Consider the following 12,481-nt stretch of genomic DNA (forward strand, 5'->3'; position numbering starts at 1 on the left):
CAAAGCAGCGCGCCGAACGATAGATTCTTCGCGAAGACGTGCCGCGTGGGGGAGCGAGGGGCGATGGTTGGTAAGTCCAAGTGAATCCGATGGCGGGTAGCACGGGCTGCGTCGTGGAGGCAAGCGGAGGAACCGCTCCTCGGTCGGAGAGCACGACTCTGCCATCCTCCCTACGGCGCGAATCGCACGAGCCCGAAATCCGTCCCGCTCTTCGGCGAGAATCCGCGGCCGGCGAGGAGGAGCGTCCCGTCCGGCTGGAGCAGCCCGTCATACGCGCCCCACGGCCCCGGGGCCGCGACGAGCGCGCTGCCTGCATTGCCGAAGCTCAGGTCGGGTTTGCCATTCGGTAAATACTTGAACACCACCATCGTCTCGCGGTCGAGCACTTGCGTGGTCGCGAAGTAGAACGAGCCGTCCGGCAGCGGCACGATCGTGGGGGCGAGGTAGGTCGTGATGCCCTCGACGTGCTGAAGGACGAGACCATTCTCGCCGAACGTCATGTCACGCACGCCCTTGTCGTCGAAGCGCATGACGCTGACCGGGAAGTTGTTGTACCCCGTGGACAAGGTCGCGCTTGCCGCGAGAAACCCTCCGTTCGCTTCTCGCACCAGGCGTTTCAAGAAGGGGCTGGGGTCATTCGGCACCGTCGTCACGCCCGCATTGCCAAAGGATGCGTCGAGCGCGCCGCTCGGGAGCAAGCGGAGAACGAACGAGGTGGTGGAATAGAGGTGCCCGCCCGCGACAACGATCGCGCCGTCGTCGAGCACCACGAGGTCCTGGACGTGCCCCTTGACGTTGGGCAACATCATCACCCCGTCGTCGTCGAACGTCGTATCGAGCTCGCCCGTCGCGAGGAGCCTCGCGAAATGGCTGGTCCCCTCGAACGAGCCGTCTGCGCCCCCGCCGAGCACCACCCGCCCGTCGCCGTCGAGGGCCAGCACGGTCGGTTCGCCAAACGATGTGAATGGTAGGTCGACCACGCCGTTCGCGCCGAAGCTCGCATCGGGCAGGCCCGCCGCGTCGAGCCGCACCACCCGGCGGACGTACGTGCCGAGGGGCAGAGGCGCGCCCGCGACGATCACCTTGCCGTCCGGTTGCAGCACGACGTCCACGGCTTCCAGCAGGTTGTCGAGCACGACGACGCCGCCCACGCCGAAGCTCGCGTCGGGCGTGCCGTCCGGCAAGCGCCGCGTGATCATCGCGTTCGTGAGGTGTTTCATGCCGCCCGTCTTGCCGGCCGAGACGATCTTGCCGTCCGCGCCGAGCTTCACCGAAACGGCAACGTCCCGCGTCGCGCACGATTGCAGCGTGCCGACCCCGCCCGGGCCGCCATACGTGGCGTCCTGCACGCCGAGAGGCGTGAGCCTCGTCAACGTGGCGCCGAGGATCGAGGCGGTCTCGCGGCCGGCGGCGACGACGCTCCCATCCGGGGCCACGGTGATATCGCGGACCGCGCCCTGCTTGGGGAGCTCTGCGAGGCCCCCCGTGCCGTACGTCGTGTCGAGGGTCCCGTCGGCGGCGAAATGCGCCACGGCGTAGGAGTTCTTCGAGCGGAAGACGACGAACACCGAGCCATCCGGCAAAAGCTGCAGCGACTCCGCGGAGCCCGAGCCGCCGGCGGCTTCGCTGATCGAGGCCAGGCCATCCCCTCCGCCGTACGTCGTGTCGGGCTTGCCGCTCGTGTCGAGGCGCAGCACCGCGGTGGAGCCCGCGGTCCCGCCGGCCACGAGGATCTTGCCGTCCGGCGCGACGGCGCAGATCGAGCCGGCGGGCGTCGGCATCCAGTCCGGATGATCCACCGGGTCGAGGAGCGGCGTGACGAGGCTGCCGTCGTCGTCGAAGGTCGGATCGAGCGCGCCGTTCGGCAGGAGCCGCACGACGGACGCGCCCGCTTCATAACCGTTGTTCCCGCAGAGGACGATGTTCCCCTCGCTCGTGAGGGCCACGGCCGAGGGGTACACCCAGGGGGTGTTGAAGGTGGGAGGCTCGGCGATGCCTGCCTGGCCGAAGGTCATGTCCACGCTCCCGTCGGCGAGGAAGCGCTGCACGAAGTATCTGGAGCTTAACGAGTTGCTCCAGCCCGCGACGACGATCTTGCCGTCGGGCTGGAGCGCGATTGCGAAGGCCGTCCCCCATTCGCCGAGCAAAAGGCCTCCCTCGCCGAAGGAGGCGACGGGCTTGCCGGTCGCGTCGAAGCGCGCGAGGAGCATGCGGTCGTGGTCGAGGCCCGTCGAGGCCACGCCCGCGGCGAGGATGTCGCCGTTCGGCGCGACGAGGACGGCGTGGAACGAGGCGCGGCTCAGGGTCGTCGCGAGCACCTTGCCGCCCTCGCCGAACGAGGGGTCGAGCGTGCCGTCGGCATGGGCGCGGAAGAGGAGCCCCTCGCCGTAATAAGAATCCGACGTGCCACCGGCGATGAGGAGCTTGCCGTCGGGCTGGCGCGCGGAGGCGTGGACGAGATCCGGATTCGGCTGGGTCCCGGCGGCCACGGCGAGGCCCGCCGCGTCGAAGCCGCCCGCGCCGGAGCCGCCGACGCAGCCGGAGCCACCGACACCGCCGCCGGAGCCGCCGACGCCGCCGGAGCCGCCGGAGCCGCCGACGCCGCCGGAGCCACCGACGCCGCCGGAGCCGCCGACGCCGCCGACACCTCCAGAGCTGCCCGCGCTCGAGGAAGCGGTGCTCGAAGAGGGCGAGCCGCCGGAGCTGCCGCAATGCAAGCAGAGCCCGCCGAGGACCAAGCAGAGAAAGAAGGCATGTCGAGGCATGTGACCTCCGCGAAGGAGGTCACACTCTCATGTCGACGGCGCTTCCACCACCGGAAACACCTTCACCGGTGCGCGTGAATGCTCGCTTCCGCCATTACGGCGCAATTCGCACGAGGCCGAAATCCGTCCCGCTCTTCGGCGAGAATCCGCGGCCGGCGAGGACGAGCTTTCCATCCGGCTGGAGCAGCCCGTCGTACGCGCCCCACGGCCCCGGGGCCGCGACGAGCGCGCGTCCGCCATTGCCGAAGCTCAGGTCGGGTTTTCCATTCGGCAAATACTTGAAGACCACCATCGTCTCGCGGTCGAGCACTTGCGTGGTCGCGAGGTAGAACGAGCCGTCCGGCTGCGGCACGACCGTGGGAGGGTCGGAGGTGATGACGCTCGCGACGTTCTGCCGGACGAAACCATTCTCGCCGAACGTCATGTCACGCACGCCCTTGTCGTCGAAGCGCGCGACGCCGACCTCGAAGTTGCTGATGTTCCCCGGCGAGAAGAACACGCCCGCCGCGAGAAACCCTCCGTTCGCTTCTCGCGCAATTCGGTTCAACAAGGCGCTGTTCGGCACCGTCGCCACGCCCGCATCGCCGAAGGACGCGTCGAGCGCGCCGCTCGGGAGCACGCGGAGCACGAACGACGCCGTGTAATCTTTGTAGCCCGTGGCGACGATCGAGCCGTCTTCGAGGACCACGAGGTCGTAGACCTGCCCCAGAACCTGGGGAAACGTCACGAGCCCGTCGGCGTCGAACGTCGTATCGAGCGCGCCTGTCGCGAGGAGCCTCGCGAAATAGGCGATCCCGTACACCGAGCCGTTTCCAATCCCGCCAATCAGCACGCGCCCGTCGCCGTCGATGCCCAGCGCGGTCGGCCTGCCATGCGTCGCATCCGGCAGGTTGACCACGCCATTCGCGCCGAAGCTCGTATCGGGCAGGCCCGCCGCGTCGAGCCGCACGACCCGGCGGTTGGTCGAGCCGACGGGCATGCCCGCGACGACCGTCTTGCCGTCCGGTTGCAGCACGACGTCCACGGCTTTCGCCAGGTTGTCGAGCACGACGACGCCGCCCGTGCCGAAGCCCGCGTCGGGCGCGCCGTCCGGCAAGTGCCGCGTGATCATCGCGGTCGTGATGTCCGTGAAGCCGCCCGTCGCGCCGGCCGAGACGATCTTGCCGTCCGCGCCGAGCCTCACCGAAACGGCGATGTCCCGCGTCGCGCCCGATTGCAGCGTGCCGACGCCTCCCGGGCCGCCATAGGCGGTGTCCGGCACGCCGAGCGGCGCGAGCCGCGTGAGCGTGGCGCCGAGGGTCGAGATGGTCTGGCGGCCGGCGGCCACGACGCTCCCATCCGGGGCCACGGTGATATCGCGGACCCCGCCCTGCTTGGGGAGCTGCGCGAGGCCCCCCGTGCCGTAATTCGCGTCGAGGGTCCCGTCGGCGGCGAAATGCGCCACGGCGTAGGAGCTCTTCGAGCGGAAGACGACGAACACCGAGCCATCCGGCAGGAGCCGCAGCGACTCCGCGGAGCCCGAGCCGCCGGCGGCGTCGCTGACCGTGGCCAGGCCATCCCCTTCGCCGTACGTCGTATCGGGCTTGCCGTTCGTGTCGAGGCGCAGCACCGCGGTGGAGCCCACGGTCCCGCCGGCCACGAAGATCTTGCCGTCCGGCGCGACGGCGCAGATCGAGCCGGCGAAGGCCGACGTCCAGTCGGCATATTGATACAGGTTGAGCAGCGGCGTCACGAGGATGCCGTCCTCGTCGAAGCTCGGATCGAGCGCCCCGTTCGGCAGGAGCCGCACGAGGGTCGTCTCGGAGCCGTTGCCGTTTTTCCCGCAGAGGACGATCTTGCCCTCGCTCGTGAGGGCCACGGCCGAGGCGAACGACCCGTTGTCGAACGGGGTCTCGACGACGCCCGCCTCCCCGAACGTCGTATCCACGCTCCCGTCGGCGAGGAAGCGTTGCACGAGGTGTGAGTACGGCGAGGACCACCCGCCCTGGCCGGCGACGACGATCTTGCCGTCGGGCTGGAGCGCGATCGCGAATGCCGTCCCGTCGGCGCCGAGCGCGAGGCCTCCCTCGCCGAAGGAGGCGACAGGCTTGCCAGTCGCGTCGAAGCGCGCGACGAGCACGCGGTTCATGCCGAACTGCGGCGAGGCCAGGCCCGCGGCGAGGATGTCGCCGTTCGGCGCGACGAGGACGCCGTGGAACGAGGCGCGGCTCCGGGTCGTCGCGAGCACCTTGCCGCCCTCGCCGAACGAGGTGTCGAGCGTGCCGTCGGCGTTGGCGCGGAGGAGGAGCCCCTCGCCGTAATACCAGTCCGACGTGCCGCCGGCGATGAGGATCTTGCCGCCAGCCTGGCGCGTGGAGGCGTGGATGAGGTCCGGGTTCTGCTTGGTCCCGGCGGCCGTGGCGAGGCCGTCGGTGCCGAAGCTCGGGTCGAGCGCGACGAAGGCCTCGCTGCCGCCCGCGCCACCGCCGCCCGCGCCACCCGCGCCGCCCGCGCCGCCGGACGCGCCAGAACCCCCGGATCCGCCGGATCCGCCGGAGCCGCCGCCCCCCGACGCGCCCGCGCCGCCGGAGCCGCCGATGCCGCCGGAGCCGCCCACGTTCGAGGAATCCGAGCTGGAAGAAGACGAGCCGTCTCCGCCGCCGCAATGCAGGCAGAAGCCGCCGAGGACCAAGGAGAGAAGGAAGAAATGTCGACGCATGTGACCTCCGGGAAGGAGGTTACACTCTCATGTCGACGGCGCTTCCACCATCGGAAACACCTTCACCGGCGCGCGCGAATGCCCGCTTCCGCCATTACGGCGTGAACCGCACGAGACCGAAATCCGTCCCGCCGGCCGAGAATCCGCGACCCGCGAGGACGACCTTCCCGTCCGGTTGCAGGAGCCCGTCATACGCTCCCCACGGCGCCGCGGCCGCTACCAGCGCGCGCCCTCCGAGGCCGAAGCTCGGGTCGCGCTTGCCGTCGGGCAGATATTTGAAGACGACGATCGTATCCACGTCGCGCTGCTCCGTGGTCGCCACGTAAAACGAGCCGTCCGGGAGCGGCACCACCGCCGGGCCCGTCGTGACCGTCACCACGCCCTCGACCGTCTCCCGGACGAGCCCGTTCGTGCCGAACGTCATGTCACGCTGGCCATTCGCGTCGATGCGCGCGACGCCCACCTCGAAGTGATCGATGACGCCCGTCGTGTCGAACATGCCCGCCACCAGAAACCCACCGTTCGTTTGTCGCGCCAGGCGGCCGGCCGGGAATGCGTCGTTCACCACGGTCACGCCTCCTTCGCCGAAGGCGGTATCGAGCGCGCCGCTCGGGAGCAGCCGAACGACGAGCGCGGCCGTGGGCCCCACCTTGCCCGCCGCGACGAGCGTGCCGTCCGCGAGCGTCACCAGGTCGTAGACCTTGCCGCCGATCCCGTCGAGCGACACCACCCCGTCGCCGCCGAAGCTCGTGTCGAATTCGCCCGTCCCGAGCAGCCTCGCGAAATACGGGACCCCAGCCGGCTGCGGAGCCTCGTAAAGCCCCCCGATCACGATGCGCCCCTGGCCGTCGACGCCGAGCGCTCGAGGATCACCATGCAGCGGGCTCGGGAGCTCGACGAAACCATTCGCCCCGAAGCTCGCATCGAGCGCGCCCGCGGCGTCGAGCCGCGCCACCCGGGGAACCGTCAAATCGCCGGTTGCGCCTGCGACGACCACCTTCTCGTCGGATTGCACCGCGACATCCACGGCATCGCGGAGCTCTTCGAGCACGGCGACGCCGCCCGCGCCGAAGCTCGCGTCCATCGTGCCGTCCGGCAGGTGCCTCGTCACCATGGCGTTGCTCCTGTCCTCCGCGCGGCGCGTGGTGCCGGCGGCGACGAGCTTTCCGCCATTCGAGAGCCCAACCGAAATGGCGACCTCCGGCGTCGCCCCCGTTTGCACGACGGCGAGCCCTCCCGCGCCATACGTGGTGTCCACCGCGCCTTCGGGCGTGATTCGCGCGAGCGCGGTGCCGATGTTGGGCAAACCTTCCGCTTTGCCCGAGACCATCACGCTCTCGAGCCCTTCCGGGCCGCCCTTCACGATCTCGCGGACCCGGAGCGCCGCGGGGAGGTCCACGATTCCCCCCGTCCCGTAACTCGTGTCGAGGAGCCCGTTCTCGTGGAAGCGAACCACACGTGACCCCCCCGGGCCGCCGGACGCCACGAGCACCGATCCGTCTCCGTCCTCGAGCAGGAGCCGCAAAGACTCCCCGGGGCTCCCGTTCGCGAGAGTCGCGAGCCCATCCCCCTCGCCGTAGGTCGTGTCGGGTTTGCCGCTCGAATCGAGGCGCAGGACCGCGGTGCTCCCGAGCGACCCGCCGGTCATGACGATTTTGCCGTGCAAGTCGACGGCGCACGTCGAGGGCGCGCGCGAGGGCGCCCAGTCGGAGAGATGCGTCATGTCGAGGAGCGTCGTCGTGACGATGCCGTCCTCGTCGAAGCTCGGATCGAGCGTCCCGTCCGGCAAGAGCCGCACGATGGCCGCTCCGCCCGAGGGCTCGTGCTTGCCGCAGAGGATGATCTTGCCGTCGTTTCCGATGACCATCGCCGAGGCGAACGTGGCGTCGTCGAAGGGCAGCTCGACCAATCCCTCCTTCCCGAAGTCCACGTCCACGTTCCCCTTGCCGAAGAAGCGCTGGACGAGGTAGCGGGGCGGCTGCGAGGGCTCCTCGCGCACGCCGGCGACGACGATCTTGGCGTCGCCCTGGATCGCGATCGCGAATGCCCTGCCATTCGCGCCGAGCACAACGCCGTCTTCGCCGAAGTAAGGATCGGGCCAGCCGGTCGAATCGAAAGACGCGACGAGGACGCGCTGGATGTCGAGGTGACGCGAGGCCGCGCCCGCGGCGAAGATGACGTCTCCATTGCCCCTGATGGTCACGGCATGGAAGGAGGCCCGGCTCAGCGTGCTCATGACCCACACGCCGTCGCGGCCGAAGTGGGTGTCGAGCGTGCCGTCGGAGCGTACGCCGAGGAGAAAGGCGTCGCCGTGGAGATGGGGCGACGTGGTGCCGGCGATGAAGAACCTGCCGCTCGGATGAAACACGGAGTCATACATGTGGTCCGCGTTGGGCCCGATTCCGGGCCCCCTGGCGAAGCCCGCCTTGTCGAAGCTCGGGTCGAGCGGGACAAACGCGTCGGCGCCCCCGCCGCCCGACGCGCCCGCGCCCACGCCGCCCGACGCGCCCACGCCGCCGGAGCCGCCAACGCCCCCGGAGCCTCCGGAGTTCGACGGCTCGGAGCTCGACGCCGAGCCGCCTCCGCCGCCGCAATGCAGGCAGAAGCCGCCGAGGACCAATGAAAGAAGAAAGAAATGTCGACGCATGTGACCTCCGCGAAGGAGGTCACATTCCCACGTTCACGGCTCCTCGACCATCGGAAACACTTCCACGCCGAGCGACTTGAGCGCGACGGCCCCTTCCGGCGGCCTCGCCTCCTTGAACGCATTGAGCTGATCGCGCGTTTCCCAAATGCTGATGGTCATTCCCTTCCCGGTCGACGGATCCGTCACGAAATAACTTGCCTTGCATCCGGGCTGCTTGCGCATCCAGGCCCGATGGGCGCGCGCCTTCTCCAGGTCCGCTTCGCCCGCCTTCTCGTGCGTCACCACCCGGCAGAGGCCTTTCGTGGGCACCGACGACGCCGACTTCTCGCTCGCCTTCCACAGGTTCGCCGCCGCCCACAGCTTGCCGATCTGGAGAATGGGGTGCGCGCCCTCCACGCCGTAGTCCTCCGGCGTCACCACGCGGCCGCGCACCGAGAAGTAGCCGGTCCGCAGGCCGAACTCGTCGTTCACGGCGTACTGACCGCCCGCGGCGCTCACGTGGTAGATGCTGTCGTCGATCGTCACCTTGTTGCCATCGACGTGGGTCTTGCTCGCCATGGGCGTACAGTACCAGAGCTCGGCGGCTCTTCCGCCTTTCGAAGCTCACGGGTTCGTCCCTTCTTTGCTACCCTTCGCCCGGCGTCATGACCGCACGTGAAGACAGGGCAGGGGGCGAGGGCCTCGGGCGTAGGGTGCGTCTCGTCCCCGGGGGCATCGAGATCGCCGGCGATGTCGTTCCGCTCCTCGCGGGCTCCGTCCACTACTGGCGCCTCGACCCGAACGAGTGGCGCGCGTGCCTCGAAGCCGTGAAGGCCATGGGCCTCCGCCTCGTCGACACCTACATCCCTTGGGCCGTCCACGAGGTCGCTCCCGGCAAACTCGAGCTCGGCGCCTCCGACCCGCAGCGCGACATCACCCGCTTCTGCCGCATCGCCGAGGAGCTCGGCCTCTACGTCATCGCCCGCCCTGGCCCCCACATCAACGCCGAGCTCACCTACTTCGGCTTGCCCGAGCGCATCGTGTGGGACCCGGCCTGCCAGGCCCGTTCGCCCGACCAGAACCCGGTGATGCTCCCCATGCTCCCGTTCGCGTTCCCGGTCCCGAGTTACGCGAGCGACGCCTTCCACGACGAGGCCGCGCGGTATTTCCAGGCCCTCGGCCCCGCCCTCACGCCGCTGCTCTACCCGAACGGGCCGATCGTCCTCTTCCAGATCGACAACGAGGGCGCCCTCTACTTCCGCGACGGCGCCTACGACCAGGACTACCACCCCGACGCGATCCGCCTCTACCGCGAGTTTCTCCGGGAGAAATACGGCACCATCGACGCCCTGCGCGCCTCCTACGGCACCCCCACGCTGGACGAGGGCGAGGTCCCGTCGAGCCGCCGCGGCGAGGTCACGCGTTTCTCCGCGATCGACCCGCCGCGCAAGTTCGACGCCGAGCGCCCGCGTGACCTCGCGCGTCACCTCGACTGGTCGGAGTTTCACGAGCACCTGCTCACCACGGCGTTTCAGCGCCTCGGCCGCGCGCTCGCCGCCGCCGGCATGGACGGGCTGCCCACGACGCACAACCTCCCGCCGGGCCAGGACGCGACGCCCCTCAACGCCGCGCGCGTCACGAAGGTCGTCGACCTCGTCGGGCTCGACTACTACCACATGGCCGATCCCACGAGCCGCGCCATCATCGCGCGCCGCACGAGCGAGCTCGCCACGCGCTGCGAGGCCCTCTCCGTCCCCGCGTTCGCTTGCGAGATGGGCGCGGGTTTTCCGCCCTTCTTCCCGCCCCTCGACGAGCGCGACGGCGCCTTCACCGTCCTCTGCGCCCTCGCGTACGGCCTGCGTGGCTTCAACGTGTACATGGCCGTCGAGCGCGACCGCTGGATCGGCGCGCCCATCGATCGGCATGGCCGCGCGCGCCCGTACGCCGTCTTCTGGCGGAAGCTCTGCGCCGCCCTCGAACAGACGAACTTTCACGAGCTGCGCCGAAGAGCACCCGTCCGTCTTCTCCTCCCTCGCACCGAGCGCAGGCTCGCGCGGGTCATGCATGCGTTCGGCCCGCTCTCCGGCGCGTTTTTCTCGATCGTCGGGGCCGGCGCGCGCGAGCGCTGTGTCGAGGACGATCTCGGCCTCGGGTATCCGCTCGCCATCGAGGCCGACAACTTCGCCCGTGCCTTCGAGCAGGCCCTCGAAGCGCGCGGCGTGCCCTTCGCCGTCGTCGGCGGCGAGGACCGCGACATCGCGCTCGGCGACGCGCGCTGGCTCATCTGCGCCACCTCCGGCGCCTTGAAGCCCGAGCTCTTCGACCGGCTCGCCGAGGCCCACGCGCGTGGCGCGCGTGTCACGATCGGCCCGCACGAGCCTCGCTTCGACGGCGCCTTCCGTCCGCTTTCCGTCCCCTTCGATCTGCGCCGCCTTGGCGAGGACGGCCCCCTCACCGGCGACGTCCCCGCCGCGGCCGACGCGGCCGTCTCGCACGCCATCGGGACCCTCGGCCTCCCGGCGTACGCCTGCGACCCCGGCGGCATCTACGTCACCGTGCACGAGGATGCCGCGGGAGCGCCGCGCGTGCTCTTCGTCGTCAATCCTTCCGAGCGGGACATCGTCGCGCGTGTGAGCGCCGGCGCCGTGCGCACGAAGGCGAGCGACCTCATCGACGATTCCACCTTCGAGGCCCGCGCGGGCACGCTCGAAGTGCGCATGAAGCCGCGCACGGTGCGGATGCTGGCATTGCGCTGATCACGGAGGGGCATGTCCGTTGCTAGGCGCCCTCCGCGCCATAGCTTCGGAGGTGCTCGATGAAGAACGTCGTTTTCGTGGGATCGGCCGCTCTCTCTCTGGTCGTCGCCGTCGGCCTCGCTGCGTGCGGCGAGTCGTCCGAGGGCCTCTCGGACTATCCGGGGTATGAGCAAAACCCGAGCGGCGGTACGTCGGGCGGCGCGGTCTCGCCGCCGCCGGCCCAGCCGCCTCCGCCGGCGGACGGGAACGACGCGGGCGCCGACGCCGCTGCACCTTTTGCGTGCGAGGACCTCGACAAGGACAGCCCTGTCATCCTCTACCTCTCGGCGGACGATTCGAACTCGATGGGCTCGCCGGTCCAGATCCGCGAGCTCTTGAACAAGGGCATCATCCCGCCGGCGAACCTCGTCCGCACGTACGAGTTCCTCAACTACTACCGCATCCAGTACCCCGCGCCGCCCGCCGGCGACCTTTCGATCCTCCCGCACCTCGGCGAGACCAAGATCGCCGGCGAGCTCGACCTCCAGCTCGGCGTCCGTTCCTTCGACGCCGTCAAGCCGCGCCGCCCCATGACGATCACGTTCGTCCTCGACACGTCCGGCTCCATGGGCGGCGAGCCCATCGAGCGCGAGCGCGCCACCGTCACGGCGATCGCCAAGAGCCTCGCCGAGGGCGACATCGTCAACGCGGTCACGTGGAACACGAGCAACAACATCGTGCTCTCCGGCCACAAGGTCACGGGGCCGAACGATCCTGAAGTCCTCGCGATGGCCGAATCCATCGAGGCCAGCGGCGGCACCGATCTTTCGAATGGCCTCGCGACGGGCTATAAGCTCGCGAACCAGCATTACGGCGCGGGCCGGCTGAACCGCGTCATCCTGATCAGCGACGGTGGCGCCAACGTCGGCGTCACGGACGAGGACCTCATCGGCCTGCAATCGAAGGACGCCGACAAGGAGGGCATCTACCTCGTCGGCATCGGCGCCGGCCCCGGCGAGAACTACAACGATGCGCTCATGGATACCGTCACGGACAAAGGCCGCGGCGCCTATGTGTATCTCGACAGCCCGGCCGAGGCGACGCGCATGTTCGTCGATCGATTCGACGAGACCATGGAGGTCGCCGCGCGCGGCGTGCAGGTCGAGATCACGCTGCCCTGGTACATGCGCATGTACAAGTTCTACGGCGAGGAATACTCGGCGAACCCCGAGGAAATCGAGCCGCAGCACCTCGCCCCGAGCGACGCGATGATCTTCAACCAGGTCATCAAAGCGTGTGACCCCTCGGTCGTCGATCCGAACGACAGCATCACCGTCGTCGCGCGCTGGAAGACCCCGCTCACGTATCTCGACCGCGAGGTGAAGGTCACCATGACCCTCGCCGAGCTCCTCGCCGCCCCGAAGCCCCAGCTCGCCAAGGGCAAGGCGATCGTCGCTTATGCCGAGGCCCTCAAGGACCCGACCCAGGAGTCCTTGGCGAGCGCGCTCGCGCTGCTCCAGGAAGCCAAGGCCGGCGCCCCCGATCCGGAGCTCGACGAAATCATCGGCCTCATCACCAAGTACCCAGGGTTCTTCAAGCCCTGATCCGGAGGGCCCGAACGGCGTGGTTGCTTCTCCGCCGGAGCTCTCCTAAAAGG

6 protein-coding genes are annotated in these 12,481 nt (G+C 69.6%); 2 read left to right on the forward strand and 4 right to left on the reverse strand.

The features are described 5' to 3' along the window. Positions 1-170: 170 nt before the first annotated feature. From POL67_RS01880 to POL67_RS01895, 4 genes are all read right to left on the reverse strand, one after another. On the reverse strand, positions 171-2,765 hold the full coding sequence (locus tag POL67_RS01880; protein ID WP_271914944.1) for a delta-60 repeat domain-containing protein: 2,595 nt from the start codon (positions 2,763-2,765) through the stop codon (positions 171-173). Between the two features lie 94 nt (positions 2,766-2,859). After that, positions 2,860-5,463, reverse strand: a complete 2,604-nt coding sequence (locus POL67_RS01885; protein WP_271914946.1) for a delta-60 repeat domain-containing protein — start codon at positions 5,461-5,463, stop codon at positions 2,860-2,862. Positions 5,464-5,557: 94 nt separating this feature from the next. Beyond that, a complete protein-coding gene (locus POL67_RS01890; protein ID WP_271914948.1) occupies positions 5,558-8,110 on the reverse strand; it encodes an NHL repeat-containing protein in 2,553 nt (850 codons plus the stop codon). A 33-nt stretch (positions 8,111-8,143) separates the two neighbouring features. Continuing rightward, entirely contained in the window at positions 8,144-8,668 is a 525-nt protein-coding gene (locus POL67_RS01895) for a hypothetical protein (protein WP_271914950.1), read from the reverse strand. Positions 8,669-8,754: 86 nt separating this feature from the next. On the opposite strand from POL67_RS01895, the gene POL67_RS01900 reads away from it, so the two are divergent. Both POL67_RS01900 and POL67_RS01905 read left to right on the forward strand, forming a co-directional pair. Next, positions 8,755-10,845, forward strand: coding sequence for a beta-galactosidase (locus POL67_RS01900; protein ID WP_271914952.1), 2,091 nt, complete (start codon positions 8,755-8,757; stop codon positions 10,843-10,845). 59 nt (positions 10,846-10,904) lie between these two features. Beyond that, complete coding sequence (locus tag POL67_RS01905) at positions 10,905-12,428, forward strand: vWA domain-containing protein (RefSeq protein ID WP_271914954.1); 1,524 nt, start codon at positions 10,905-10,907, stop codon at positions 12,426-12,428. Positions 12,429-12,481: the final 53 nt, after the last annotated feature.

This window comes from Polyangium mundeleinium (assembly GCF_028369105.1).
Lineage (GTDB): Bacteria > Myxococcota_A > Polyangia > Polyangiales > Polyangiaceae > Polyangium > Polyangium mundeleinium.

Excerpts from the sequence above, each read along its gene's own strand:
- POL67_RS01890 (WP_271914948.1), bottom strand. The coding sequence starts at position 8,110 with ATGCGTCGACATTTCTTTCTTCTTTCATTGGTCCTCGGCGGCTTCTGC.
- POL67_RS01885 (WP_271914946.1), bottom strand. The coding sequence starts at position 5,463 with ATGCGTCGACATTTCTTCCTTCTCTCCTTGGTCCTCGGCGGCTTCTGC.
- POL67_RS01880 (WP_271914944.1), bottom strand. The coding sequence starts at position 2,765 with ATGCCTCGACATGCCTTCTTTCTCTGCTTGGTCCTCGGCGGGCTCTGC.
- POL67_RS01895 (WP_271914950.1), bottom strand. The coding sequence starts at position 8,668 with ATGGCGAGCAAGACCCACGTCGATGGCAACAAGGTGACGATCGACGAC.
- POL67_RS01905 (WP_271914954.1), top strand. The coding sequence starts at position 10,905 with ATGAAGAACGTCGTTTTCGTGGGATCGGCCGCTCTCTCTCTGGTCGTC.
- POL67_RS01900 (WP_271914952.1), top strand. The coding sequence starts at position 8,755 with ATGACCGCACGTGAAGACAGGGCAGGGGGCGAGGGCCTCGGGCGTAGG.